The organism is Brucella thiophenivorans (genome assembly GCF_002252445.1).
Taxonomy (GTDB): Bacteria; Pseudomonadota; Alphaproteobacteria; order Rhizobiales; family Rhizobiaceae; genus Brucella; species Brucella thiophenivorans.
Genome location: NZ_NNRJ01000012.1, coordinates 102874 through 128979, shown reverse-complemented (window position 1 = coordinate 128979; position 26106 = coordinate 102874). Strand labels below are relative to the sequence as shown.

Here is a 26106-nt window from a genome sequence, read left to right as displayed (position 1 = left end):
CTTTAAATTTTGGCAGAATGCCCGGCTTTTAGTCGGGCGTTTTGTTTTTATCTCTCAACTGCACAGTTCGTTTGCGCTTGCTTACATTGCAGGCTAATCAAAGTCATACCTATCATTGCAGTCTGGGAGTCCTGCCTTGCCCATTAGAAAAATTCTGGTCGCCAACCGTTCAGAAATTGCTATCCGCGTGTTCCGTGCAGCCAATGAACTTGGCATTAAAACGGTCGCTATATGGGCAGAGGAAGACAAACTCTCATTGCATCGCTTTAAAGCAGATGAAAGCTATCAGGTCGGTCGTGGGCCGCATCTGGCGCGTGATCTGGGGCCGATTGAAAGCTATCTGTCGATTGAAGAAGTCATTCGCGTGGCCAAGCTTTCAGGCGCGGATGCCATTCATCCGGGCTATGGCCTTTTGTCGGAAAGCCCTGAATTTGCGGATGCTTGTGCGCAGAATGGCATCATTTTCATTGGCCCTAAGCCTGAAACTATGCGTCGTCTTGGCAACAAGGTTGCAGCACGTAATCTTGCCATTGAGATCGGTGTGCCGGTGGTGCCTGCGACTGATCCGCTGCCCGACGATATTGAAGAAGTTAAAAAGCTTGCTGCCAAGATCGGCTATCCGTTGATGCTCAAAGCCTCATGGGGCGGTGGTGGTCGCGGTATGCGTGCCATCCGTGAGGAAGTGGACCTTGATCGCGAAGTGGTTGAAGCCAAGCGCGAAGCCAAAGCCGCTTTCGGCAAGGACGAAGTCTATCTTGAAAAGCTTGTCGAGCGTGCGCGTCACGTCGAAGTGCAGATTTTGGGTGATACGCATGGCAATGCCGTTCATCTTTATGAGCGCGATTGCTCGATCCAGCGCCGCAATCAGAAAGTTGTTGAGCGTGCGCCTGCGCCTTACCTTAACGATGCACAGCGTCAGGAACTGGCGGGCTATGGCCTGAAGATCGCACATGCCACCGATTATATCGGTGCAGGCACCGTCGAATTCCTGATGGATGCTGATACCGGCGCGTTTTACTTCATCGAAGTAAACCCGCGCATTCAGGTGGAGCATACCGTCACTGAAGAAGTGACAGGTATCGACATCGTCAAGGCGCAGATTCATATTCTGGAAGGCTATGCGATCGGAACGCCAGAATCGGGCGTGCCGGAGCAGAAGGATATTCGCCTCAACGGTCATGCGTTGCAGTGCCGTATCACGACCGAAGACCCGGAACAGAATTTTGTACCTGACTATGGTCGCATTCAGGCCTATCGCTCGGCATCGGGCTTTGGGATTCGTCTTGATGGCGGCACGGCCTATTCGGGCGCGGTCATCACACGCTATTATGATCCGCTGCTGGTGAAGGTCACCGCATCAGGTTCAACGCCGATTGAAGCCATTCGCCGTATGGACCGCGCGCTTCGCGAGTTCCGTATTCGCGGTGTTGCCACCAACCTGACTTTTGTTGAAGCGATCATCAATCATCCGAAGTTCCAGTCGAATGATTACACGACGCGCTTTATCGACACGACGCCAGAACTCTTCACACACATGAGGCGTCAGGACCGTGCGACCAAGCTTTTGACCTATGTTGCTGATGTCACCGTCAATGGTCATCCTGAGACCAAGGGACGTGCGCTGCCATCGCAAGATGCTGCAAAGCCCGTTGTGCCGTGGTTTGGTGATAAGCCTGTTACCGACGGTACAAAGCAGTTGCTTGATAAGCTTGGACCGAAAAAGTTTGCCGAATGGATGCGTAATGAAAAGCGCGTTCTGTTGACCGATACGACTATGCGTGACGGTCATCAGTCACTGCTGGCAACCCGCGTGCGTACCTATGATATTGTACGCGTGGCAAATGCCTATGCACAGGCGCTGCCGAACCTGTTTTCGCTTGAATGCTGGGGCGGTGCGACCTTTGACGTGTCGATGCGCTTCTTGACGGAAGATCCGTGGGAACGCCTTGCGATGGTGCGTGAAGGCGCGCCGAATATCCTGCTGCAAATGCTGCTGCGCGGCGCCAATGGTGTCGGCTACAAGTCCTATCCGGACAATGTGGTAAAATATTTCGTGCGTGAAGCAGCGCGTGGCGGCATGGACCTCTTCCGTGTGTTCGACAGCCTTAACTGGGTTGAGAACATGCGCGTGTCGATGGATGCGGTGCTGGAAGAGGACAAGCTCTGTGAGGCAGCGATTTGCTATACGGGCGATATTCTCAATCCTGAACGCGCCAAATATGACCTTAAATATTATGTTGATCTGGCCAAGCAGGTTGAAAAAGCTGGCGCGCATATCATTGCTGTCAAAGACATGGCGGGCTTGTTGAAGCCTGCGGCGGCACGTGTGCTGTTTAAGACGCTACGCGAGGAAACCGATCTGCCGATCCATTTCCATACCCATGATACATCGGGCATTTCTGCGGCGACTGTGCTTGCAGCGGTTGATGCGGGCGTGGATGCGGTGGATGCGGCTATGGATGCCTTCTCAGGCAATACATCTCAGCCTTGTCTTGGTTCGATTGTTGAAGCACTACATGGATCAGAACGTGATCCGGGTCTTGATACGGAAACAATCCGCCGCATTTCTTTCTATTGGGAAGCGGTGCGCAACCAGTATGCGGCCTTCGAAAGCGATCTCAAGGGACCGGCTTCCGAAGTATACCTGCATGAAATGCCGGGCGGTCAGTTTACAAACCTGAAAGAACAGGCGCGTTCGCTGGGACTGGAAACTCGCTGGCATGAAGTGGCGCAGGCCTATGCAGATGTGAACCGCATGTTTGGCGATATTGTTAAGGTCACGCCGTCCTCAAAGGTGGTGGGCGACATGGCGCTTATGATGGTCTCTCAGGATTTGACTGTCGCCGACGTTGAAAACCCGGACAAAGATATTGCTTTCCCGGATTCGGTTGTGTCGATGATGCGTGGTGATCTTGGTCAGCCGCCATCGGGTTGGCCTGAATCTCTTCAGAAGAAGGTGCTGAAAGACGAAAAGCCATTCACGGATCGTCCGGGTTCACTGCTGCCTGCCGCTGATCTCGCTGCAGAGCGTAAATCCACTGAAGAAACACTTGGCCGCGAAATCACGGATCAGGAGTTTGCTTCATACCTGATGTATCCGAAAGTCTTCACCGATTATGCGGCAGCGCAGGAAAATTATGGCCCGACCAGTGTTCTGCCAACGCCAGTTTATTTCTATGGTCTGAAGCCGGAAGAAGAAGTCTTCGTTGATCTCGAACGCGGCAAGACGCTTGTGATCGTCAATCAGGCAATGTCTGAGACTGACGAGAAGGGCATGGTCACGGTGTTCTTCGAACTCAACGGTCAGCCGCGCCGCGTCAAGGTGCCAAACCGTGCCAAGGGTGCGTCGGGTGGTGTTAAGCGCAAGGCAGAACTTGGCAATGACCGCCAGGTCGGCGCGCCGATGCCGGGTGTCGTGTCCACTGTCGCGGTCTCGCAAGGCCAGACTGTGAAAGCTGGCGATGTACTGCTGTCCATTGAAGCGATGAAGATGGAAACGGCTCTGCGTGCCGAACGCGATGGTTCGATTGCCGAAGTGCTTGTGCGCCCCGGCGAGCAGATTGACGCGAAGGATCTTTTGATCGTCTTTGGCGAGTAATTCCTTTTCTACAAATCTTGGAAACGCCGCGCCCAGAAAATGGGTGCGGCGTTTTCTTTTGCTTGCTCCTCGGCGAAAATCTGATATGCACGATTGTACCGACTTATGCGTGTTTGTGCATGATGAAAGGAAACGTCTATGACAGAGCTTTTATTGCACGAAAGACAAGTACGCATTCAGGAGCTGCTTGAGCAATCCGGGCGCGTGCTGGCCAATGAGCTCGCCGAATCTTTTGGGGTGTCAGAAGATACGATCCGTCGCGATCTTCGCGAGATGGCCGCAGCGGGCCTTTGCAAGCGTGTTTATGGCGGTGCGCTGAAGGCTGCACCGTCTTATGCGCCGCTTGTTGAACGCGACACGGAAAGACCGGAAGCAAAAACAGTACTTGCCGAAACGCTGGCTGGTTTGATCGAACCGAATATGACGGTGTTTCTGGATTCGTCCTCGACCAATCTAGCGCTGGCGCGGCTGCTGGTTGATCGGGGTGATGTGCTGAGCATTGTGACCAACACGCCGTCTATTGCTGCTATCGCTCTGCAATCAGACAAGATTGACGTTGTGATGATTGGCGGTCCGATTGATCGCCGTGTCAGTGCGGCGGTCGGTGCGCGGGCTTTGCGCGATGCTGAATTGGTGCGGCCTGATCTTTGTATGCTTGGCGTTTGCGGCTTTTCTGCCGAGACAGGTATTACGGCACTTCATCTGGAAGATGCGGAATTCAAGCGGGTTATTGCCGGGCGCAGTCGCAAGGTGGTTCTGGCAATTACCAGTGACAAGCTCGGCACTGTTGCGGCACACGATGTCATACCCATTGAGGCGGTCAATGTTATGGCTGTCGAACAGGATGCAAATGAAGATGTGCTTACGCCCTATCGGGCATCGGGCATCACGATTATACACGCCGTAGAAGGGCGTGGCTGAGGAAATGATGGAACAGACTGTCGGACAAAACGATGCGCTGAATGATCGAGCGCCGATCGTGACCAGAGAGCGCATTGCGGTAGCACTGCTGTTTCTCATGAATGGTTATATTTTTGGCGGCTGGGCGCCAAAAATTCCAGAATTTGCCGGGCGTCTTGGTCTTGACACCAGTGGCATGGGATTAATGATCCTCGTTTTTGGTATCGGTTCGCTTTCGATGATGCCCGTTGCGGGAGCCTTGTCGGCACATCGCGGCTCAGGTCTCGTGGTTAAGCTTTTTGCGATTGGTCTTATCCCCGCCTTGCTGATTATCGCGCTTGTGCCGAATATCGTCACAGCCGTGATTGTTATGTTCTATTTTGGCGGCATGATCGGTGCGATGGATGTTGCGATGAATGCCAATGCGGTTGCCGTTGAAAAGAAAATGCGCCGCGCAATTATGTCATCCTGCCATGCCTTCTGGAGTCTGGGCGGTCTGATTGGCGCGGCAACGGGCGGCTTTCTCATTTCGCAAGTTGGCTCGACCGTTCATGCGCTGATTGCAACTATTGTTGCCGCAGGATTGGTTCTCTTCGCCTGGCCTAAGATTGTCGCTGATAAATTTCACCATCCAAGCGGCGAGAAGCAGAAGCTGGTGCTGCCACGCAACGCGCTGCCATGGCTTGTTGGTATCATCGCTTTGTTTTCAATGATCCCGGAAGGTGCAATTCTCGATTGGGGCGCTTACTTCCTACGCGATGAACTGGGCGCGTCGGTGACAGTTGCCGGTTTTGGCTTTGCGGCCTTTTCGTTGACCATGGCGATCATGCGCTTTGCGGGCGACATCGTGCGGGATCGCTTTGGAGCAATCAATACGCTGCGTATCTGTACCTCAATTGCGATTGTGGGCATGGTGATTGTCGGCCTATCGAGCCATCCCTATGCGGTGATTTTTGGCTTTGCGATTTGCGGCATCGGCATTTCCAATATGGTGCCGATAGCCTTCTCAATCGGCGGTAATTTGCCGGGCATCAATCCTAGTGTTGGCCTGTCGATTGCCACCACCATGGGCTATTCGGGCATGCTGGTTGCGCCTTCTTTGATTGGCTTTGTCGCCAAGCATAGCGGTTTCAGCGTGGTGTTTCTGTCCCTGCCCGTCCTTTTGTTGGTTGTGCTCGCCTTCTCAGGACTGGCGAAATATGCGGACCAGTCTCACTAACATTATTCAGCCGTCCAGCCACCATCTACCGGCAGGGCGGCACCGTTGATTTGTGCCGCGGCATCCATTGCAAGGAAGGCCGCAAGTGCGCCGATTTGGGCAGTGGTCACGAATTCCTTCGTCGGCTGTTTATCGAGCATGACGTCGCGGATTACTGTTTCCCGGTCCATGTTATGGGCTTTCATCTGATCGGGGATTTGCGCTTCGACAAGCGGGGTCAGCACATAACCGGGGCAGATGGCATTTGCTGTGATTTTGGCTGTTGCAAGTTCAAGTGCCAGCGTCTTAGTGAAGCCGACAATGCCATGCTTTGCCGCCACATAGGCCGACTTGAATGGTGACGCGACCAGTCCATGTGCCGACGCGATGTTGATGATACGACCCCAGCCAGCTTTTTTCATATGTGGGATCGCTGCTGCTGAGGTGTGAAAAGCCGATGTCAGGTTGATCGCGATAATCCGGTCCCATTGATCGGTGGGAAACTCTTCGACTGGTGCCACATGCTGGATGCCAGCATTATTGACGATAATGTCTGCGCTGCCAAAGGCATCGACGCTTTTTGTAATCAATGCGCGGCAATCGTCTGCCTTCGACATATCGGCACCAATATAGATCACGCTCACGCCATGTTCTTTGGCAATTGATTTAGCCAAATCGTGGTCTTCGCTGCGATCTGTGAAGGAGTTGATCACAACATTGTGCCCGGAGCCCGCAAGCGCGTGGGCAATGCCAAGCCCGATGCCTGAATTGGAACCGGTGATAATCGCGGTTTTGCGGGCATTCGCATTTGGCATTTTTTATCTCCTCCTCTGGAATCATCCCATAATGAGGAGGCGACAAGGCGTCGGCAAGTGATTATATAACAACAAAACGATGCGGGCAGGCGTTGACAATTGCGCCTACCTACGCCACCTGAAAACAGGCCCGTACCAACAGCAGTTTCCGACCGTGGAATAGAGGTCCCATCGGCAATTGCAGCAGGACAAAAGAACAGAGCACAATGTCTTCCGAGACCGTCAGCTATTTTTCGCATCCATTTCCCCGTCGCCAATCCGTTGGCGTGAGCGTTGGCGGAGTGATCGTTGGCGGCAGCGAGCCCGTTGTTGTCCAGTCGATGACCAATACCGATACGGCGGATATTGATGGCACTGTTGCGCAGGTTGCAGCTTTGCATCGCGCGGGTTCCGAGATTGTGCGCATTACGGTGGATCGGGACGAATCGGCTGCGGCTGTGCCGAAAATCCGTGAGCGTCTTGAGCGTCTCGGCATGAATGTGCCGCTGGTTGGCGATTTTCATTATATCGGCCACAAGCTGCTCGCCGATCATCCGGCCTGTGCGGAAGCGCTTGCGAAATATCGCATCAATCCGGGCAATGTCGGTTTCAAGGACAAAAAAGACAAACAGTTCGCTGACATCGTCGAAATGGCGATCCGTTACGACAAGCCAGTGCGCATCGGTGTGAACTGGGGTTCGCTTGATCAGGAACTTTTGACTACGCTGATGGATCGCAATCAGGCGGAAGGTGCGCCGTTAAGTGCACAGCAAGTTATGCGCGAAGCTATTGTGCAGTCGGCACTGATTTCTGCAAATCTCGCAGAAGAGATCGGCCTCAGTCGCGATAAGATCATTCTTTCGGCCAAGGTCAGTCAGGTGCAGGATCTGATCGCCGTTTACACGATGCTTGCAAAGCGCTCCGATCATGCGCTGCATCTGGGTCTCACCGAAGCGGGCATGGGCACCAAGGGTGTTGTCGCTTCTTCGGCTGCGATGGGTATTCTGCTTCAGCAGGGCATTGGCGATACGATCCGTATTTCGCTGACACCGGAACCTGGCGGCGATCGCACGCGCGAAGTTCAGGTGTCGCAGGAATTGTTGCAGACCATGGGCTTCCGTCAGTTCATTCCGATTGTTGCAGCCTGTCCGGGTTGTGGACGCACGACGTCAACGGTGTTTCAGGAACTCGCACAGAATATTCAGGACGATATTCGTCGCAGCATGCCGGTCTGGCGTGAGAAGTATCCGGGCGTGGAAGCGCTTACGGTCGCGGTCATGGGCTGTATCGTCAATGGCCCGGGCGAATCAAAACATGCCGACATTGGCATTTCGCTTCCCGGAACAGGTGAAACGCCGTCTGCGCCGGTTTTTGTCGATGGCAAGAAGGTTACAACGCTGCGCGGACCTGAAATTGCTGCTGATTTCCAGAAGATGGTTGCCGAATACATCGAGAACCGTTTCGGGCTTGGTCAAAAAGTCGCTTCTTAAATTTTAGTTTTGCCGTTCTGCGATAAAGCGAGCGGCTTGCTTGAGAATCGTTGCATCTTCACCAAATGGCTCAAGAAGGCTCTCTGCCTGTTCAACAAGGCCTGTGAGCTGCTTGCGGGTCCAGTCTATGCCATGAAGTGACACGAGCGTGGCTTTTCCTGCGGCCGCATCCTTGCCGGTTGCCTTGCCCATCATGGCCGCATCCGCAGTCACGTCCAGAAGATCGTCGGCAAGCTGGAACGCAAGACCAATGGCTGAGCCGAACTCGGCCATGCGTTCGCGATCTTCGCGTGATGCTCCTGCAATGATCGCACCGGCTTCACAGGCAAAGCGGATCAGCGCCCCTGTTTTCATAGCTTGAAGGGTAATAATTCCCGCTTCATCAGGCTTATTATCTTCCGCCATCAGGTCAAGCGCCTGACCACCCGCCATACCACCAACACCGGATGCACGCGCAAGGGCTGATACGAGCTGGATGCGGATGCTTGCGGGCAGATCGGTATCGTCTGATGCGACAATGTCAAAAGCATAGGTGAGAAGGCTATCGCCTGCGAGGATGGCTGCGGCTTCATCGAAAGCCTTGTGCACAGTCGGCTGGCCGCGCCGTATGTCATCATTGTCCATCGCAGGCAGATCGTCATGGACGAGCGAATAGCAGTGAATGCATTCGAGTGCGGATGCCACGCGCAGCACCGCATCGCCGTGTTTGCCGAAGAGTGCTGCACTTTCGATAACGAGGAAAGGGCGCAGGCGTTTGCCCCCGTTGAGTACGCCATGGCGCATGGCTGCAAGCAGCCGTTCAGGGCGCGCAACTTCTCCGGTGCGCAAACGAAGATCCAGAAGCCCGACCAACATCGTCTCGACTTCGAGCGCGCGCAGGTTCAGGGATTGAGCAAAATCGATAGACACGTTTTCCATATCCAAGGGGATGGACGAAGTTGTGGATTTGGTCAACTGGGCGCAACGATCAGCACAGGCTTTTTCATCAAGCGGTCATCAAACAGTTTGTTTCTTGTCAGATGCATTATGGAATCGGGTTCATTATTGTTAAGGAATAGTTTATGTCGCTTGATATGGAATAACAGGCGGTGGATGTGGCAAAAATCATTCTCAGGAGCAAAGATGGTCGCAATTACTTGGCTGATCCCGTTTGGGGTGGCAGAATTGCTCTTATGCTCAAGATTTTGTTCGGTCTCGCGGTTCTGCCACTTTTTCTAATTCTGCTCTATTCGGTGCCTTTCGTGCGCCCCATATCAACTTTGATGGTTAAGGATTATGTCCTGTTTCAGGATGTTGACCGTCAATGGGTCAGTATTGAGGATGTTGCGCCGGTGCTGGTGAATTCTGTTATGATGGCCGAGGATGGACAGTTCTGTAGTCATGGTGGCGTGGACTGGCACCAGCTCAGTCTTGTGCTTGACAGCTCTGGCGATGGTGGTCCGAGCCGTGGAGCATCGACCATCACCATGCAGACAGTGAAGAACCTTTTCCTCTGGAATGGGCGCTCCTATGTGCGCAAGGGGCTGGAGTTTCCTTTGGCGCTGGCTGCCGACGCCGTATTGTCAAAGCGACGCATTATGGAGATCTATCTCAATATTGCTGAGTGGGGGCCGGGTATCTACGGTATTGAGGCGGCTGCTCAGCATTACTTCAAACGGCCTGCATCGCGGCTGAATGCGCAGCAATCCGCGTTGCTTGCTGTAACACTTCCCAATCCAACGCTTCGCAATCCAGCCAAAGCTACGCGCAACATGCAGCGCATTTCACGTATTGTTGCCGGACGTGCTTCACGCGCTGGTCCTTATGTGACTTGCGTGCAATAGCTGGAAAAAAGATAAGACTCCGCTGGTCAAATGCTGCGAGAGCGTGTATAGGCACGTGACTTTCCGGAATTTTGTCCGATGTGACAGGCTCCTCGGGGCCGTACCGGACGTTTATTGATCGATCAGTGGAGCTGAATCCATGGCAGTACCTAAACGCAAAACGTCTCCGTCGAAGCGCGGCATGCGCCGTTCGGCAGACGCACTCAAGGCCCCGACTTACGTCGAGGACAAGAACTCGGGCGAACTTCGCCGTCCACATCATATCGACCTTAAGAGCGGTATGTATCGTGGCCGTCAGGTCCTCGAAGCTAAGGAATAGTCTTAAGCTGCTTTGCAGCTGAAGGATGATTTTTCAAAAACGCCGTTTCCGGTAACCGGAAGCGGCGTTTTCTTTTGTTGATATTCTTGGAATGTGAAGACCTGAGATTACAGACAGTCTTTTGGTTCCACGCAGAGGATATTAGCCAGCGTCTGCTTCGAAACCTGCAGCTTGAATGCCAGCGATAGCGGTAAGTTCATCATTATCCGATGTGTCGCCGGAAATGCCGACAGCCCCTATAATTTCATTTTCGGCATTTTTGATGAGCACGCCGCCGGGAACGGGAACGATTCTTCCTCCTGAAACATTGGACAGACCTTCGAGAAAATGCGGACGTTCTTTTGCCTGATTGTGTAGCCAACGTGATCCGGCGCCCACGGACAGCGCGCCAAAGGCCTTGCCGGATGCGATTTCGAAACGAAGAATCGACGTCCCATCCTGCCGCTGGAAGGCTTTAAGGTGTCCACCCGCATCTAAAACAGAGACAGCGATTGGTTTGAGTCGTAGCTCAGCTGCTTTGGAAAAAGCTGCGGCAATAATGGAATTGACCTTGTCAAGTGTTAGTGATGGCATGTCGATCTCCTCTGTTTGCATAAAGCCAATCTAACGACTGTCAGACATTATGCCCGATCAAAAATGCCTGCTTTGAGACGAAACAGATTATCGATTTGAATGAAGGTCGCTTTTCATTATCGCAAGCAAGGGAACTTGCAAAAGAAACCATTTTGGTCTTTCTCTGTGGTCAATTTTTCAAGGAGGAAAGAATGACTTCCACCACCAATCCCAAGGCCATCATTATTGCCAGTGCGGCCCGTACCGCAGTGGGAGCCTTCAATGGTGCGTTCGCCAATGTACCCGCGCATGAACTCGGAGCGGCTGCAATTAAGGCGGCACTTGAGCGGGCCGATGTCGATGCGGCAGACGTGGATGAAGTTATTTTAGGACAGGTGTTGACGGCAGGTGAGGGGCAGAATCCTGCCCGTCAGTCCGCCATGGCTGCTGGTTGTCCGATCGAGACGACAGCCTTTTCGATCAACCAGCTTTGCGGTTCTGGTCTGCGTGCAGTAGCACTTGGCATGCAGCAAATTCTTGCGGGTGATGCCAAGATCATTGTGGCTGGCGGACAGGAATCCATGTCGATGGCTCCGCATTGCGCACATTTGCGCAATGGCGTGAAGATGGGCGACTTCAAGATGGTCGATACGATGCTCAAGGACGGCCTGACCGATGCTTTCCACGGTTATCATATGGGTATCACCGCCGAAAACATTGCAAAGCAATGGCATCTGAGCCGGGATGATCAGGATTGTTTTGCGCTCGCTTCGCAGAACAAGGCGGAGGCCGCGCAAAAGGCCGGACACTTCGATGATGAGATCGTTCCGTTTACTGTCAAAAGCCGTAAGGGTGAAACGGTTGTATCTGCTGACGAATATATTCGTGCAGGAACGACCATCGAAGCACTGACCAAGCTGAAGCCTGCTTTTGATAAAGAAGGCACTGTGACGGCTGGCAATGCGTCCGGCATTAATGACGGCGCTGCGGTGGTTGTTCTTATGGGTGCGGATGAGGCAGCAAAACGTGGGGTTGAGCCGCTCGCACGCATTGTTTCCTGGGCAACGGCGGGTGTCGATCCATCCATCATGGGAACAGGACCAATTCCTGCGACCCGAAAGGCACTTGAAAAGGCAGGTTGGATAGTTGGTGATCTCGATCTGGTCGAGGCCAATGAGGCCTTTGCAGCGCAATCCTGCGCGGTAGTCCGCGATCTGGGCCTGAACCCGGAGATCGTCAACGTCAATGGCGGGGCAATTGCTATTGGTCATCCGATTGGCGCGTCGGGCGCACGCGTGCTGACAACGCTGCTTTATGAGATGAAGCGACGCGATGCGAAACGGGGTCTGGCAACGCTGTGTATTGGCGGCGGCATGGGCGTTGCTATGTGTGTCGAGCGCCCTTAAACACTCAAAAGTTAACGCTTATTTCGCGTGAATTTGAAATAGAGCGGCAAATGAGTGCCGCTCTATGGTCACAGACGCGCAAAAACTACCATATGTGGTGAGAACAAAGCGAGAAAGAAATTGAATCAACGATTCGTCGCCGATTCGTTCTGCCTTTGACCTGAAGATTAATGAAAATGAGATTTTAGGCTCTGAAATTTTAACTAACTATAAGGAACAATTGATAATTTATGAATGCACGCCGTTCGTATGTTCGTTATTTGCGGGTCCGAAAAGCAAAGGTTAACGAAGCCGGCAATTTGCGCTTCTGCTAGCCTAAAACTTAACACAGATGATTCATCATATGGTTGAATTGCGAGGCTCAACCACTAAATGTTGCCGTGAACAAAAAGTGAAAACTACCTTATCATCGATTCGTCGCCGATTCGTTCCAGAGTCGTTCCATTTATTAAAACAAGTGTTTGTTAACGTGCAGAGACGGCCATAACTTATATCGAATCTGGGGTTTCGAGATTATCCGTCATTTGAAAGCCGTTTTGTTCTTTTTCAGATGCCGATCAAAGAAACTGCTTTTACGGTCTAAAAACACAGATCGAAACTTAACAGGAGCGCTTTCGGCTCAAGTCATATAGTGCTATCGCATTGTCCTAACTATGGCTTGTGTTCCGGGAATTCTATTATTGGCATGAATCAACTCCCTGCCCATGATCTGCCGCTGACCTTGAGCGGCCGCGGTGTTACAGCGGTGCTGGGACCGACAAATACCGGCAAGACGCATCTCGCCATTGAGCGTATGCTATCGCATGGCAGCGGCATGATTGGTCTTCCGCTGCGCCTGCTTGCACGTGAAGTCTATAATCGTGTGGTTGAAAAGGTCGGGGCTGCCAACGTATCGCTGATCACCGGCGAAGAAAAAATCACGCCGCCTACCTCGCGTTATTCTGTTTGCACCGTTGAGGCCATGCCGCGCCGCACAGATATGCCGTTTGTGGCGATCGACGAAGTGCAGCTCGCGGGTGATCTCGAACGCGGACATATTTTTACAGACCGTATTTTGCATCTGCGCGGGAAACAGGAAACGCTGCTGCTGGGTGCTGGCACCATGCGCGGCATTCTGGAAAAGCTCTTGCGTGGCATTACTGTTGTGACGCGTCCGCGCCTGTCGCACCTCAGCTATGCGGGTTCAAAGAAGATTATCCGCCTGCCTAACCGTTCGGCCATTGTCGCTTTCTCGGCTGATGAAGTTTATGCAATTGCAGAGTTGATCCGCCGTCAGCGCGGTGGCGCGGCGGTTGTCATGGGTGCATTGAGCCCACGTACGCGCAATGCGCAGGTCGAACTGTATCAGTCGGGGGATGTCGATTTTCTGGTTGCGACCGATGCCATTGGTATGGGGCTTAATCTGGATGTCGATCATGTTGCTTTTGCGCAGAAACGTAAATTTGACGGTTATCAGTACCGCGATCTGACGCCCGCCGAGGTGGGACAGATTGCTGGTCGCGCTGGTCGTCATCTGCGCGATGGCACTTTTGGCGTGACTGGACAGGTTCAGCCACTCGATGATGAGTTGGTAGAACGGGTGGAAGCCCATGATTTTGACCCGGTAAAAGTTTTGCAATGGCGAACTGGCCGTTTTGACTTCTCAACGCTCAATAATTTGCGTTATTCTCTGGAAACGCCGACGCCGATTGTCGGCCTGACCAAAGCTTTGCCTGCTGTTGATCAACAGGCGCTTGAAAATTTGTCGAAAGACGAAGACATTGTGCGGCTTGCTACAACGCCTGCGCGTATCGAACTATTGTGGGATACCTGTGCGCTCCCCGATTATCGTAAGATTGCGCCGGCACAACATGCCGATATCATAGCAACCATTTATCAGGATCTGATCCGCCGAGGGAGCGTTGATGAAGATTATATGAGCGAACAAGTGCGCCGCGCCGACAGTACAGAGGGGGAAATCGACACTCTGTCTCACCGCGTGGCGCAAATCCGCACCTGGACTTTTGTGTCGCATAGGCCGGGATGGCTTGCCGATCCGACACACTGGCAGGAAAAGACGCGCGAAATTGAGGACAGATTGTCCGATGCGCTGCATGAAAGATTGACGAAACGCTTTGTAGACCGCAGGACAAGCGTGCTTATGAGGCGCCTAAGAGAGAATGCCATGCTAGAAGCAGATATCAGCCCGGCCGGTGACGTTATTGTCGAGGGCCACAATGTTGGGCAACTGGAAGGTTTCCGGTTCACTGCCGATGTTCAGGCAGAAGGCCCGGATGCAAAAGCCGTGAAAACGGCAGCACAAAAGGCGCTTGCCGCCGAGTTTGAACGTCGTGCAGAGCGGTTTTCTGCGGCACCCAATGGCGATTTTGCGCTTGGGTCAGATGGCGTATTGCGCTGGGTTGGCGCAACGGTTGCAACGCTGGTTGCCGCCGATCATGTGCTCAAGCCACGTGCGATCATCTTAGCGGATGAGCAGTTGACTGGCCCAGCGCGTGACAAGGTTGCGGCCCGAATCGAGCGTTTTGTTGCGCATCACATCGAAACCGTATTGAAGCCTTTGACCGATCTGAGTGCTGCGGATGCCCTGACCGGCATGACGCGCGGTCTGGCGTTCCGTATTGTCGAAAGCCTTGGTATTCTTCAGCGCCGCGATGTGGCTGAAGAAGTGCGTGGTCTTGATCAGGATTCACGTGCAGCGCTTCGTCGTCTGGGTGTACGCTTTGGCGCTTATCACGTTTTCATGCCGATGTTGCTCAAGCCCGCTCCGGCTGGACTTATTACGTTGCTATGGGCATTGAAAAACGATGGTCGTGAAGCCGTAGGCTATGGCGATGTGGTCAATGTGCTGGCTGCTGGTCGTACATCTGTTGTCGTCGATCCGTCGTTCAATCAACAGTTCTATGTTCTTGCAGGCTATCGCGTGCTGGGTCGTCGTGCTGTGCGTATCGATATTCTGGAACGGCTTGCCGATCTTATTCGTCCGGCACTGGCGTGGCGTCCGGGGTCGGGCATGCGTCCGGAAGGCGCATATGATGGCGGACGTTTCATCGTAACGCCGGCTATGATGTCCATTCTTGGTGCAACCACCGAAGATATGGAAGAGATCCTGAAGAGCCTTGGCTATCGTCAGGACCCCATGGATGCGGCGGCGGTCACTGCAAAGCTTGCCGAACTTGATGCATTTGCGGCAGCTTCTGCTGCGCAAGCTGAGACAGTTGTTGAAGATACTGTCTTCAAGCCAGCCGTCTCGGCTACTGTATCAGTTAGCGAAGCTAAGCCTGCGATTCCCGCAGCAGAGCCTGTTCCTGCACCAGTTTCGTCAGCCGTTGAAGCCGTTGCCGAAACAGCAGCAGCACCGGTGGAAGAGCCGAAACCAGTTCTGCTGTGGCGTCAGGGTCGCTTTGAAGGGCGCAATCGCAATCAGGATCAGAACCGTCAGCGCAACAATCGCCCGCAACAGGGTGGTCAAGCGCAAGAAGGAGCGGGTCCGAATGTTTCCGGCGAAGCTCGCAAGTCGGACACTGGCGAAGAACAGGGCGCACGTGAAAACCGTGGTGGCGGTAAAAGGTTCGACAAACCGCGTCGCAGCCGTGATGGTGAAGGCCAGGATCGCGGTCAGAACAACAAGCGTGAAGGCTTTAAGGGTAAGCCGCGTGATGGTGATCGCAATCGCCCGCCAAAGCGCGACCACGCTGCTCCACAGGGCAACAAGCGCGTCGAGCAGGAGCGTCCGGTTCGCGTTGACCCCGATTCGCCCTTTGCCAAGCTTCTTGCTCTTAAGGAGCAGATGAAGAAGTAAGATGGTGACTGAAGCGATTGCAAGACAGCGCATTGATAAGTGGCTGTTCTTTGCACGCGTGGTTAAATCAAGATCGCTGGCGGCGAAACTCGCCGCTGGCGGTAAAGTCCGGGTTAACAGCGGAAAGATCGATCAGGCTGCTTATCAGTTGAAGATTGGCGATGTTCTGACTATTACGCTTGATCGGCATATTTTGGTCTACAAGGTTTTGGCCCCTGGAGAACGGCGTGGCCCAGCCCCCGAAGCGCAGCTTCTTTATGAAGATATGACGCCCAAACCAACGCAACAATCCAACGATATAGAAGCGGTGAAGCCACAGCGCGAAAGCGGTGCAGGGCGACCGACAAAGAAAGAACGTCGCGAAACGGACCGTTTGCGCGGTCAATGATGCGGACGCGATGCCGCAGGACAGCCATTCGGCGCGACATAAATTGCGTATTAAAGCCTTAAATTGAAAGCTATTTTCGTCTTTCTCGTTATAAATGGAATGTCGTTTCAGATGTTCGTGACATGTTGATATTGCGTCGTTTCGACCCTTGTCATGGGGCGATAAAGTCGTTACCTCACCGTTGGCGATTGCAAGGGCATGAGCTGGCAAGCAAGCCACACGCCGTAACACCATATGCGTGACACATATGTCGTGAGCGGAGCGAAGCCATTCAGATGTTCGATCTGATTGGCTAGAAGCCAGTTCATTATAGATAAGCTGCCTCTTGAAATGAGAGAGTGGCAACAGGAGCTGGACAATGACTTATGTCGTGACCGATAATTGCATTCGTTGCAAATATACGGACTGCGTCGAGGTTTGTCCGGTCGATTGCTTCTATGAGGGCGAGAACATGCTCGTCATCAATCCAGACGAATGCATCGATTGTGGCGTTTGTGAACCGGAATGCCCTGCAGAAGCCATCAGCCCCGATACTGAGCCTGGCCTCGACAAGTGGCTTGAGCTGAATGCTGAATATTCAACGAAGTGGCCAAATCTGACTGCAAAGAAGGATGAGCTTCCGGAAGCCAAGGAAATGGATGGCGTTTCAGGCAAGCTTGAACAGTTCTTCTCGGCAGAACCCGGTTCCGGCGATTAGTAATCGTGCTGCGGGTGAATTATCCTGCTGCAATAAGATCTTAAAGCCAGTTTGTTGGGCTTAAAAAGTTGCCAAAATGACTCTATTTGGCGATTTGTTGATTCTTGCGCAAGATTGTGTTAACTTGCACAGATAATTTCGGTGACTGGACGTCAACACGTGGCGCAAACGCGTTAATCTCTGAAAGGGCTATATTTTTTACTGGGCTGTATGGCGCCGGAATGGATTATCGCGATTTCAGCATCCGTTCCTCACCAAGCTTTCCAGGTTAATTATTTTGCGCCTGAGAGACGCTTTCAGCTCAAGACCGTAATAACTTCCGTGCCTCTCCCAGGAGGCGCGGTCGAAATCATGTGTAAGCCGGTGAGTTTCGCCGGGCACAACAGGGAGTATGAGAGCGTATGTCATCCCAGCAGAAGAAAATTCCGGCTCGCCAGGGTTTCAAGATCGGCGAGTCTATCGTTTACCCAGCTCATGGCGTTGGTGCGATCGTAGCGATCGAAGACCAGGAAGTGGCAGGCCATAAGCTTGAGCTTTTCGTTATCGATTTTGAAAAAGACAAGATGCGTCTTAAGGTGCCAGTCGCCAAGGCTGTCAGCATCGGTATGCGCAAGCTGTCGGAAACCGATTATGTCGAACGTGCTCTGAAAGTTGTACAGGGTCGTGCACGCGTCAAGCGCACTATGTGGTCGCGTCGTGCGCAGGAATATGATGCGAAGATCAATTCCGGCGATCTTATTATGATTTCTGAAGTTGTTCGCGATCTGCATCGTGCTGATAATCAGCCAGAGCAATCCTATTCCGAGCGCCAGCTCTATGAAGCAGCCCTTGATCGTATGGCGCGCGAAATCGCTGCTGTAAACAAGCTTTCCGACACGGAAGCTGTTCGCCTTATCGAAACAAATCTTGCGAAAAGCCCTAAACGTACCAAGGCTGATGCCGAAGGTGATGTTGAAGGTGATGAGGTTGAAGCAGCGTAATAAACGCTTGCATTCTTATCTAAAAAGCCCGGCTAAGCTGGGCTTTTTATTTGTCTGGGTGAGTGGTCGAATACTTGTCCAAACGACTTGCCTCTCTATTTTCTTGTAAAGTCAAATATTTATAGCACTCTGGATGGAACCGGAGTGCTCTTCTTGCGTTATTGAAGCAACACCAGCTCATAGCGGGTTTGTTTTGTGGCGTATGAGAGAATGTCTCCGAAAACTGGAACCGGCTTTTGGATCAAGACATGCAAAGTTAAAGCATGAAACGCTTTAATCTGGCCTCAGAGCAGATTTGTAAAAGAAACTTTGAACATTAATATACGTCTGTTCAATCGTTCTTTGCAGAGCTGGAATAGTTTCAGTTCGGTGCTTTAGATTTCCCTGAAGTATCGCAGCAAGAACAGGAGAGCCAGATGAAGCAGTCATCCATGAGCAGTTCTTCCCCAGTTCCAGCGGTGCGCATGCCGATGGCAATGCGCAATCTCCCCTCGGCTTCTTCCTCCCCCCAGTCGATGATCCGCAATGCGATGTCAGCGCCCTACCTCGAACGAGACGAAGAACGCGACCTCGCCATCCGCTGGAAGGATCATAAGGATCAGGAGGCACTGCATCGCATTACAGCTTCGCATATGCGGCTGGTGATTTCGATGGCCGGACGTTTTCGCAAGTTCAAGCTTCCTATGAGTGACCTTATCCAGGAAGGCTATGTGGGCCTGCTTGAAGCGGCTGCACGTTTTGATCCTGAACGTGAAGTGCGCTTTTCTACCTATGCGTCGTGGTGGATAAGAGCGTCGATGCAGGATTATATCCTGCGCAACTGGTCGATTGTGCGTGGCGGAACAAGTTCTGCTCAAAAATCACTGTTTTTCAATCTGCGTCGTCTGCGCTCGAAGCTCGCACAGGAAGACGAAACAATGAGCAAGGCGGAAATTTATCGCCAGATTTCCACACAGCTTGGTGTGTCGGCAAGTGATGTAGAGGTTATGGATAGCAGGCTGTCAGGTTCCGATAGTTCGCTTTCTGCCTCTATGAGTAATGATGAATCCGGTACATCGACGCGGATGGATTTTCTTGTTGATGATCATCCGTTGCAGGATGAGGTTGTTGAAGGCACCATTGATACGGAGAGGCGTTCAAGCTGGCTGCGCACTGCCCTTCATGCATTAAATGAGCGGGAACTGCATATCATCCGGGAGCGTAGGCTTGATGATGATGGCGTGACGCTGGAAGCGCTGGGCGAAAAGCTTGGAATTTCGAAAGAGCGCGTCCGGCAAATCGAAAGCCGGGCTATGGAAAAGCTCAAGCTCGCGTTGCTCGATCAGCATGAAATGGCAGCCTATCAGGCTTAAAGTTAGTCCTAGCGCATGTCTCCCAAAAGTGGGAACCGATTTTGGGATAAAGACATGCTTAAAAACAAATGGATAGAGCGAGCGAGGTGGATACGATTAAGCGCCACACGCTCTATTTGCCTTCAAGGCGCGATGACCAGTCTTCGACCTTGCGGTTTTCAAGACGGCGGACGGCATAACGCTTCCAGCCGTCGGCAAGGTGGGGAACCTCGGCCATCAGTGCGAGCTCGTCATAGTTGAGCATATCGACGTATAGCAGATGCCATACTCGGTGCAGGGTCCATTCGGGCGATAAACGTTCGACAAGCTGCATTGTATAGTTGTCGCTGACCACACCCTCTTCCAATACCCGATAATACCAGCCGGTGCGTCCGGTTTTCTGCACACGCATTGCCATATCAGGTATATCGAAGCGTGCATTGAGTTTCCAGCATGGTTGTCTGCCTTGCGACACCTCGACCACCGCTGTGCCCAGGCGAAAGCGATCGCCGATAGCCACATTGTGCTCGGTCAGTCCGGTGGTTGAGATATTTTCACCAAAAGCGCCAGTTGCATCAAGATGGGGATGGTCACCGACATCCTCGCGCCAGAGCGCATAGTGATCATGTGGGTAATGATGAACAGCCTTTTCAGGACCACCATGGACTTTTCTGTCGCCTTGCTCGTCGCATTCAAGACCATCGCGCAAAAGCCGGACAGGGCCGGAAACTGCCTTCTTATCAATGGCACTCGGTGCCTGCCGTGCGCCCAATGGTGCGATCTTTCCGGCCAGCAGTGAATTGATTCGAATGTCCATTTCCAAGCGCTCCCCTTATTCGCTGATCAGCTTGACCCGATCACCAACTGATACGGTTGCGCCCGCAGACATGGCATTAAGCAGGCGGAACAGTTCAAGCTTGCGGGTTGTTCCCTGCATACGCGCCGAAAGGCTCGCCATCGTGTCTCCTGGCTTCACGGTCACCACGCGAATACGCAGAGGCTTGATGGACTGTTGCTCAGTGGGTGAAAGCAGGCGGAAGGATTGCGTTACGCTTTGCGAGGCAGGCATGAGCGCATTGCTGCCCTTGGGTGCTGCTGTGAGGAAGCGATAGACCTTGTTATTGGCACCGATGACCACAATGTCGAATTCCCAACGATCAGCGCTTGCGCGTGCGGTTGCCGCAGGCAGGCCGTTGATCGTGATGGATCGGATCGAGCTTTCATCAAGGCCTGTGACCCAGCCTGATTTGATATAATCGGTAAGGCTGGAACCCGAAGGTAGCGATGCACCATCAAAGCGGATGGCAACCTCGCCCGGTCCGCTGGCCATGACGGCAGTTGCCGAATTGTCAATTGCGAAACCCTCGGGTGCCGTGAAGGTTACGCCAAGCTTGGGATGAAGGAATGTCTGCTCACGCACATAGCCTTCATTGGGTGAGTCGCCATAAAGCAGGCCGTCGATGCCGTTGAGAAAGGAATCACGGTCCATAGTGCCAACGCCCGGCGCGCCGATGCGCCGCGCATGTCCGAGTGCAAGCTGAATACGCTGCGGAGTTGCAGGATGGCTTGCAAGAAAGTCGAGGCTTGCATCGGTTGCGCCAGAGACCGAGCGGAAATCCGAATAGGCTTCCATCGATTGCAGGAAGCGCGCGGAAGCAAACGGATCATAACCCGCTTCACCGATCATCTTGATGCCGATGGCATCAGCTTGCAGTTCCTGATTGCGCGAGAACTGCGCAAGGCGCAGTTTGCCGCGAATCGTGGCTTCACGGCTTGCGTTTTCATTATGCAGCACTTCGGTCGCAACTCGTCCGGCAATGGCCGTTTCGGCTTCCTTTTCTTGACGAAGAATACCGTGATTGGCGACCACATGACCCATTTCGTGGGCGATAACGGCTGCGACTTCCGATGAATCATTGGCGAGCGCCAGAAGACCGCGCGTCACATAGAGAAAGCCGCCGGGCAATGCGAAAGCATTGATATTGGGGCTGTCGAGAATTGTAATACGATAGGTCTGGTCCGGCTTGTCGGAAACAGTCGTCAGGTTGCCAACGATTTTGGCAACCATGCGCTCTAGCTTCTGATCCTTGTATTCGCCGCCATAGGTGGCAAGAATGCGCGGATGCTGCTGTGCACCGATTTGTGCCAGACGATCATTGCGTGTGACGTTTTCGACCGTTACCGGATTAGACGATGGTTGGAGGCCGAGATCCTTGCTCGAATTGATCGACTGGCAGCCGGAAATCAAGGCAACAGCCAGCAAGCCAAGACCAGTGGCTGGTTTCCGCCAATTGCGCTGTGTCCACTTTGACGAGAGGGCTGACAGGGGTGCTGTCAGCAGGACTGGAAGGCACAGGGAGGCCCGAGTACGGGTCTGTTGACGGATCAGTATTTTACCCTCGCAATTATTCGGTATCGATCTTGTGACGTAAATCTAGCTATTCACTTACCTGCCTACAAGAAGCAGCTCAGCGTTCAAAGTGTTCTTCAAGCTGATTACGAACAAAATATGTCCGCCACCGTAACTCTAATTGAGCTTTGGCACCCGTTCACCGATATAGCGCCGCAAAGCTTCCGGTCCAGATGATGACAGCAATTCAAGTGAAGGGCCCTGCGCAGAAATTTGGCCGTTGTCCAAAAACAGCAACAAAGCGTCGAGATAGAGCGCGTCTTCGGGCGTATGCGTGACCATCAGCACGGTCATTTTATTTTCTTCATGCAATGCGCGCACAAGATCGAGCATCTGGTGGCGTAGTGCCGGTCCAAGCGATGCAAAAGCCTCATCGAGCAGTAACACCGGCTGTTCGCGCACCAAAGCGCGTGCGATAGCAACACGCTGGCGCTCACCGCCAGAAAGCGCTTCAGGTTTGCGTTGCTCTTTACCATCAAGCCCCACGCGGGCGAGCGCATTGGCAATGGCTTTGCGGTCTTGTGCATTCAGTTTCAGATTGGGAGAACGGCCAAGTCCGACATTCTGTTCGACGCTGAGATGCGCGAAAAGATTATTCTCCTGAAACACCATCGAAACGGGTCGCGATGCAGGGGGAAAATCGGTGACATCGGTGTTGCCGATTAGAATCTGTCCGGATTGCGGTATTTCAAATCCTGCAACGAGATTCAGAAATGTGGACTTGCCTGAACCGCTGGGGCCGACGATTGCCGCAATCATGCCGCCCGGAACGGTGACGTCGAAATGCATGGTGGTTTCGCCATAGCTGAAACGCACATCGCGAAGCTTGATTTCTGCTGATGCATTCATGAACGCTTGTATTCCTTTCGTTCCGCAGCACGATCTGCAATCATCATCAGGCCAAGACATAAGATTCCGAGGATCAATGCAAGGCCTGCTGCGTCGAATGTGCGATAGCTGCCCATGCGCTGAAACAGCAGATAGGGCAGGGTCAGCAATGCATCGCTGCCAAACAGGGCTATGGTGCCGAGATCACCAAGCGAAAGCGCCATCGCAAAGGCAAAGGCCATTCCGAAAGGCTTTCGGATGGATGGCCAGTCGATCAGTCGCAAACGGTTGAGACCTTTGATGCCAAGCTGGGCGCACAGCCGGTTGTGGCGTGCAGCGGATGTGTCCCAAGCGGGCCGTAACAGGCGTACGGCAAAGGGCATGGCCATAGCCGCATTGACTGTCACCACCATGAAGGGGGCCATCATGAAGGGATCGGTGAAATGGCGCAGCAGGATGAACCATCCCGCACCCAGAACGATGGGCGGCATGACCAGAATGAGGCTTGCGCCCGTGTCAAACAGATTGGCAAGCTGCAGGCTTTTTGTCGCTTCACGTGCGATAACGAGCGAAAGCGAGAGAATGACCGAGAGGAGCGCTGCGGAAAAACCAAGCACTAAGCTAGTGCTGATCGCACGCCACACAATGTGTTCGCTTAACAGACGGATAAGATCGGCAGCAAGGCCTGATATGATGATACCGATGACTGGTAAGGCGACATAGAGAAAGCCAGTTGCAATGGCCGCGATGTTGAAAAGGCGTTCTTTTGCTGAAGGCTTTGCATAGCGTCTCGCGCTACGGGCCAGCGTAAAACCTTCTTCCGAAGGGCGTCCGGTGAGGCGCAGGGCCAGCAAAATGAAAAGCGTCAGTGCAAGCTGGGCAAGCGTAAGAGCGACAGCGCGGGCGGGATCGAAATCGAAATGCAGGCTTTGGTAAATTGCAACTTCCAATGTTGTTGCACGCGGTCCGCCGCCGAGTGTCAGAACCGTGGTGAAACTTGTGACGCAAAGCATGAAGATCAGACCGACCATGCCCGGCAGATTGCGGCGAATGACCGGCCATTCGATAAGCCGAAAGCGCGATCTGTTTCCCATGCCAAGCTGTGCCGAAAGCTTCCAGTAATCGGCTGGAATCGATTCGTAAGCAGCCAGAATAAGCCTTACTGCCAGCGGCATATTGAAGAACACATGCGCAATCAGAATGCCGGTCAGGCCGTAAATATCGGGCGAGACCGGATAGAACGTCGATTGCGAAAGCTGCGCAATAAATCCGTTGCGTCCGTAAATGCTGGTGATGCCAAGCACCGTCACAAGTGCTGGTAGCGCCAGTGGAAGTGCGAAAAGGCGCAGAATAAGTCCGCGACCCGGAAAATTTGATTCTGCATAAAGGGCGCGCGCCACGGGAATGGCGAACAACACCGACAAAAGAGCCGATAGGGCTGCTTGCCAAACCGTGAAACGCGCAACGCGCAGCAGATAGCTGTCGAAATAGACATCCGTATCAAAGCCGCTGGCTTCGAGAGCCAGCGCGAGTAGCGAACCGCCGACCAGAACCGCCAAAAAGGTAAGTGCCAGCACGCCTGCGAGTGATTTCATCGCAGGTTTTTGACGGCTGATGGTCGGCGTTTTTCTCATTTGCTCGAAGCTTCAAGCCATTCGTCGACCCACGATTTGCGGTTTTTCGCAACGTCATCGGCCGGGATCAGCAATGTCTTTTCAGGCTTTGGTAGTTTGTCGAAGGCTGACGCAAGCGGCACGGAAGTCTTGCCTGCCGGGTACATCCAGTTGGTTTCTGGAATTACATCTTGAAAACCGGGGCCGGTCATGAAAGCGAGAAATTTTTGCGCAAGTGGATTTTTGGCACCCGTCGTGGTCTGGGCTGCAAGCTCGATCTGAAGGTAATTGCCTTCAGGAAAGGCCAAAGCCTTATAGCGTTCGGTGTTTTCGGCAATCATGTGATAGGCAGGCGAGGTCGTGTAGGAAAGCACCATCGGCGCTTCACCTTTGGTGAACAAGCCGTAGGCCTCCGACCAGCCGGGCGTGACCGTCAGAATACGCTTTTGCAGCTTCTGCCAGGCTTCGCCTGCGTGATCGCCATAGACCGATTTGATCCAGAGCAGAATACCAAGGCCCGGTGTCGATGTGCGCGGGTCCTGAATGACGATTTTCTGCGATGGATCGCCTTCAACCAGTTCTTTCAGGGATTGCGGCGGATTGGGCAGCTTTTCTGAATCATAAACAATGGCGAAATAGCCGTAGTCATACGGCACGAAAATATCGTCCTTGAAGCCACCCGGCACATTGATATTGGCAAGATCAACATTGCTTGGCGCGAAATAGCCGGTGGCGCGGGCCTCCGTGGTAAGATTTGTATCAAGACCCAGAACGATGTCGGCTTTGGTGTTGCCGCCTTCAAGCTTGAGGCGGTTGAGTAGGGCCACGCCATCAGCCGATGCAACAAATTCCAGCTCGCAATCGCATTCTTTCTCGAAGTTTTCTTTGACCTTCGGCCCCGGACCCCATTCGGAAACGAAACTGTCATAGGTATAAATGGTCAGCTTGTCCTTGGCCTGCGCTGAAAAAGCAAAAGCCGCGGTCAGAGATATTGTAAGCAGAGATAAAAGCCGCATAACGGCATGTCCTTTCTTCATATTGAAAAGGATTGAGCGCCGTTATGGATAAAGGGCAGCATCTAATCCCTCCGCCGGTACAAACCGGATCAGGTTCAGCGGGTTAGCCGGAGTGCGGCCTCTCAGCCATTCAAAGATCGAATGGCACCCCGTTAGAGCAAGATCAACAATAGTGCTTTGCTCGAAGAAGGGCAAGGGAGTGCATCTTCAACAAGCAGGCTTCCGGGAAGGATTCCTGCGTGTTATGAGCGATTTATGAGTACATTTGTCATTCTTCTCGGCGGCGATCTCGTCGTCACCGAACGTTTGAAACGGCAGATATCCGGTGCGCGGGTTCTGGCCGCTGATGGTGGCATTCGCCATGCAATAGCGCTCGGCGTCGAGCCGGAGCTGTGGCTGGGTGATTTTGATTCAACTTCTCAAGACCTGCTGCTGCAATATGCGCACGTTCCGCAGAGGACATTTCCTGCCGCCAAAGATATGACTGATGGAGAGTTGGCGCTCGAGGAAGCTTTTGAGCGCGGCGCTAAGAAGGTCATTTTATGCGGCGCATTTGGTGGTCCGCGCACAGATCATACATTGCTGCATCTTACGATGGCGACAGCTCAGGCCGCACTTGGTCGAGACATTCTGCTTTCGAGTGGTGCCGAGGAGGCCTGGCCCGTGGTTGGGGGAGAATATGTTTATGATTTTCCCGATGGCACGTCATTCAGCATTGTGAATTTTAGCAAAGTTGAAGGACTTTCAATCACAAATGCAGAGTGGCCGTTAGACAACGTGACCCTGCCTTTTGGATCTTCATGGACTGTTTCCAATATTGTGCGTGGAACTCTTTGCGTTTCCGTGCGTTCAGGTCTTGCGATACTTGTAGCCAACTTGAATGAGGGAGTTCTTCTTTAAGAGTGGCTGCTAACCTTATCAACTGAAACTGCTTGACGCTGACGAGCGAAACGTATTGTAAATA

The 26106-nt window shown here is 53.0% G+C and carries 20 protein-coding genes, 2 pseudogenes and 1 riboswitch; of the genes and pseudogenes, 14 read left to right on the top strand and 8 right to left on the bottom strand.

Annotation, left to right across the window (positions count from 1 at the left end; all coding sequences use genetic code 11):
- Window positions 1-136: 136 nt before the first annotated feature.
- From pyc to CEV31_RS03640, 3 genes are all read left to right on the top strand, one after another.
- Window positions 137-3598: a pyruvate carboxylase gene (pyc, locus tag CEV31_RS03650; protein ID WP_094505525.1), complete on the top strand. Its 3462-nt coding sequence runs from the start codon at window positions 137-139 to the stop codon at window positions 3596-3598.
- A gap of 138 nt (window positions 3599-3736) precedes the next feature.
- Window positions 3737-4519: a DeoR/GlpR family DNA-binding transcription regulator gene (locus tag CEV31_RS03645; protein ID WP_094505524.1), complete on the top strand. Its 783-nt coding sequence runs from the start codon at window positions 3737-3739 to the stop codon at window positions 4517-4519.
- 7 nt (window positions 4520-4526) lie between these two features.
- On the top strand, window positions 4527-5717 hold the full coding sequence (locus tag CEV31_RS03640) for an MFS transporter (protein WP_094505523.1): 1191 nt from the start codon (window positions 4527-4529) through the stop codon (window positions 5715-5717).
- Between the two features lie 2 nt (window positions 5718-5719).
- Here CEV31_RS03640 and CEV31_RS03635 read toward each other — a convergent pair whose 3' ends face one another.
- Window positions 5720-6511, bottom strand: a complete 792-nt coding sequence (locus CEV31_RS03635) for a 3-hydroxybutyrate dehydrogenase (RefSeq protein ID WP_094505522.1) — start codon at window positions 6509-6511, stop codon at window positions 5720-5722.
- A gap of 206 nt (window positions 6512-6717) precedes the next feature.
- Between CEV31_RS03635 and ispG the strand changes: the two genes are divergently transcribed.
- Window positions 6718-7980, top strand: a complete 1263-nt coding sequence (gene ispG, locus CEV31_RS03630; RefSeq protein ID WP_094505521.1) for a flavodoxin-dependent (E)-4-hydroxy-3-methylbut-2-enyl-diphosphate synthase — start codon at window positions 6718-6720, stop codon at window positions 7978-7980.
- A 3-nt stretch (window positions 7981-7983) separates the two neighbouring features.
- Here the strand turns inward: ispG and CEV31_RS03625 are convergent, their stop codons facing one another.
- Window positions 7984-8898 (bottom strand): polyprenyl synthetase family protein, encoded by a 915-nt coding sequence (locus CEV31_RS03625; protein WP_094505520.1) that lies wholly within the window; start codon window positions 8896-8898, stop codon window positions 7984-7986.
- A 176-nt stretch (window positions 8899-9074) separates the two neighbouring features.
- Between CEV31_RS03625 and mtgA the strand changes: the two genes are divergently transcribed.
- Together mtgA and rpmF are read left to right on the top strand one after the other, a co-directional pair.
- A complete protein-coding gene (mtgA, locus tag CEV31_RS03620; protein ID WP_210190875.1) occupies window positions 9075-9803 on the top strand; it encodes a monofunctional biosynthetic peptidoglycan transglycosylase in 729 nt (242 codons plus the stop codon).
- Window positions 9804-9942: 139 nt separating this feature from the next.
- A complete protein-coding gene (gene rpmF, locus CEV31_RS03615) occupies window positions 9943-10122 on the top strand; it encodes a 50S ribosomal protein L32 (RefSeq protein ID WP_006467787.1) in 180 nt (59 codons plus the stop codon).
- A 141-nt stretch (window positions 10123-10263) separates the two neighbouring features.
- Here the strand turns inward: rpmF and CEV31_RS03610 are convergent, their stop codons facing one another.
- On the bottom strand, window positions 10264-10695 hold the full coding sequence (locus CEV31_RS03610) for a GlcG/HbpS family heme-binding protein (protein ID WP_094505615.1): 432 nt from the start codon (window positions 10693-10695) through the stop codon (window positions 10264-10266).
- A gap of 191 nt (window positions 10696-10886) precedes the next feature.
- On the opposite strand from CEV31_RS03610, the gene CEV31_RS03605 reads away from it, so the two are divergent.
- The 7 genes and pseudogenes from CEV31_RS03605 (at window position 10887) to CEV31_RS03580 (ending at window position 19296) form a co-directional block, all read left to right on the top strand.
- Window positions 10887-12080, top strand: a complete 1194-nt coding sequence (locus tag CEV31_RS03605; RefSeq protein ID WP_094505614.1) for an acetyl-CoA C-acetyltransferase — start codon at window positions 10887-10889, stop codon at window positions 12078-12080.
- 685 nt (window positions 12081-12765) lie between these two features.
- Window positions 12766-15274, top strand: a pseudogene (locus CEV31_RS03600) (helicase-related protein); the annotation flags it as partial.
- 74 nt (window positions 15275-15348) lie between these two features.
- Window positions 15349-15879, top strand: a pseudogene (locus CEV31_RS21530) (helicase); the annotation flags it as partial.
- Between the two features lies 1 nt (window position 15880).
- Window positions 15881-16267 carry an RNA-binding S4 domain-containing protein gene (locus CEV31_RS03595; protein ID WP_094505517.1) on the top strand — a complete coding sequence of 129 codons (387 nt, stop codon included), beginning with the start codon at window positions 15881-15883 and terminating at the stop codon, window positions 16265-16267.
- Window positions 16268-16625: 358 nt separating this feature from the next.
- On the top strand, window positions 16626-16964 hold the full coding sequence (gene fdxA / locus CEV31_RS03590; RefSeq protein WP_094505516.1) for a ferredoxin FdxA: 339 nt from the start codon (window positions 16626-16628) through the stop codon (window positions 16962-16964).
- 401 nt (window positions 16965-17365) lie between these two features.
- Complete coding sequence (locus tag CEV31_RS03585; RefSeq protein WP_094505515.1) at window positions 17366-17944, top strand: CarD family transcriptional regulator; 579 nt, start codon at window positions 17366-17368, stop codon at window positions 17942-17944.
- Window positions 17945-18360: 416 nt separating this feature from the next.
- Window positions 18361-19296: an RNA polymerase factor sigma-32 gene (locus CEV31_RS03580; protein WP_094505514.1), complete on the top strand. Its 936-nt coding sequence runs from the start codon at window positions 18361-18363 to the stop codon at window positions 19294-19296.
- Window positions 19297-19408: 112 nt separating this feature from the next.
- Here the strand turns inward: CEV31_RS03580 and CEV31_RS03575 are convergent, their stop codons facing one another.
- From CEV31_RS03575 to thiB, 5 genes are all read right to left on the bottom strand, one after another.
- Window positions 19409-20092 carry an MOSC domain-containing protein gene (locus tag CEV31_RS03575; protein WP_094505513.1) on the bottom strand — a complete coding sequence of 228 codons (684 nt, stop codon included), beginning with the start codon at window positions 20090-20092 and terminating at the stop codon, window positions 19409-19411.
- A gap of 15 nt (window positions 20093-20107) precedes the next feature.
- Window positions 20108-21535, bottom strand: a complete 1428-nt coding sequence (gene cdlP / locus CEV31_RS03570; RefSeq protein ID WP_210190878.1) for a cell division protease CdlP — start codon at window positions 21533-21535, stop codon at window positions 20108-20110.
- 267 nt (window positions 21536-21802) lie between these two features.
- Window positions 21803-22534: a thiamine ABC transporter ATP-binding protein gene (gene thiQ / locus CEV31_RS03565; RefSeq protein ID WP_094505511.1), complete on the bottom strand. Its 732-nt coding sequence runs from the start codon at window positions 22532-22534 to the stop codon at window positions 21803-21805.
- Window positions 22531-24147, bottom strand: a complete 1617-nt coding sequence (gene thiP / locus CEV31_RS03560; RefSeq protein ID WP_094505510.1) for a thiamine/thiamine pyrophosphate ABC transporter permease ThiP — start codon at window positions 24145-24147, stop codon at window positions 22531-22533. Before thiP ends, thiQ begins: the two co-directional genes overlap by 4 nt.
- Window positions 24144-25142, bottom strand: a complete 999-nt coding sequence (gene thiB / locus CEV31_RS03555) for a thiamine ABC transporter substrate binding subunit (protein ID WP_094505613.1) — start codon at window positions 25140-25142, stop codon at window positions 24144-24146. The genes thiP and thiB overlap by 4 nt, the downstream gene beginning before the upstream one ends.
- A 49-nt stretch (window positions 25143-25191) precedes the next feature.
- Window positions 25192-25304, bottom strand: a riboswitch (TPP riboswitch).
- Between the two features lie 93 nt (window positions 25305-25397).
- Here thiB and CEV31_RS03550 point away from each other — a divergent pair.
- Window positions 25398-26042 carry a thiamine diphosphokinase gene (locus tag CEV31_RS03550; protein WP_094505509.1) on the top strand — a complete coding sequence of 215 codons (645 nt, stop codon included), beginning with the start codon at window positions 25398-25400 and terminating at the stop codon, window positions 26040-26042.
- Window positions 26043-26106: the final 64 nt, after the last annotated feature.

Coding starts and splice junctions, on each gene's coding strand:
- CEV31_RS03645 (WP_094505524.1), top strand. CDS start 3,737: ATGACAGAGCTTTTATTGCACGAAAGACAAGTACGCATTCAGGAGCTG.
- CEV31_RS03640 (WP_094505523.1), top strand. CDS start 4,527: ATGGAACAGACTGTCGGACAAAACGATGCGCTGAATGATCGAGCGCCG.
- CEV31_RS03635 (WP_094505522.1), bottom strand. CDS start 6,511: ATGCCAAATGCGAATGCCCGCAAAACCGCGATTATCACCGGTTCCAAT.
- ispG (WP_094505521.1), top strand. CDS start 6,718: ATGTCTTCCGAGACCGTCAGCTATTTTTCGCATCCATTTCCCCGTCGC.
- CEV31_RS03625 (WP_094505520.1), bottom strand. CDS start 8,898: ATGGAAAACGTGTCTATCGATTTTGCTCAATCCCTGAACCTGCGCGCG.
- rpmF (WP_006467787.1), top strand. CDS start 9,943: ATGGCAGTACCTAAACGCAAAACGTCTCCGTCGAAGCGCGGCATGCGC.
- CEV31_RS03610 (WP_094505615.1), bottom strand. CDS start 10,695: ATGCCATCACTAACACTTGACAAGGTCAATTCCATTATTGCCGCAGCT.
- CEV31_RS03605 (WP_094505614.1), top strand. CDS start 10,887: ATGACTTCCACCACCAATCCCAAGGCCATCATTATTGCCAGTGCGGCC.
- CEV31_RS03595 (WP_094505517.1), top strand. CDS start 15,881: ATGGTGACTGAAGCGATTGCAAGACAGCGCATTGATAAGTGGCTGTTC.
- fdxA (WP_094505516.1), top strand. CDS start 16,626: ATGACTTATGTCGTGACCGATAATTGCATTCGTTGCAAATATACGGAC.
- CEV31_RS03585 (WP_094505515.1), top strand. CDS start 17,366: ATGTCATCCCAGCAGAAGAAAATTCCGGCTCGCCAGGGTTTCAAGATC.
- CEV31_RS03580 (WP_094505514.1), top strand. CDS start 18,361: ATGAAGCAGTCATCCATGAGCAGTTCTTCCCCAGTTCCAGCGGTGCGC.
- CEV31_RS03575 (WP_094505513.1), bottom strand. CDS start 20,092: ATGGACATTCGAATCAATTCACTGCTGGCCGGAAAGATCGCACCATTG.
- thiQ (WP_094505511.1), bottom strand. CDS start 22,534: ATGAATGCATCAGCAGAAATCAAGCTTCGCGATGTGCGTTTCAGCTAT.
- thiP (WP_094505510.1), bottom strand. CDS start 24,147: ATGAGAAAAACGCCGACCATCAGCCGTCAAAAACCTGCGATGAAATCA.
- thiB (WP_094505613.1), bottom strand. CDS start 25,142: ATGCGGCTTTTATCTCTGCTTACAATATCTCTGACCGCGGCTTTTGCT.
- CEV31_RS03550 (WP_094505509.1), top strand. CDS start 25,398: ATGAGTACATTTGTCATTCTTCTCGGCGGCGATCTCGTCGTCACCGAA.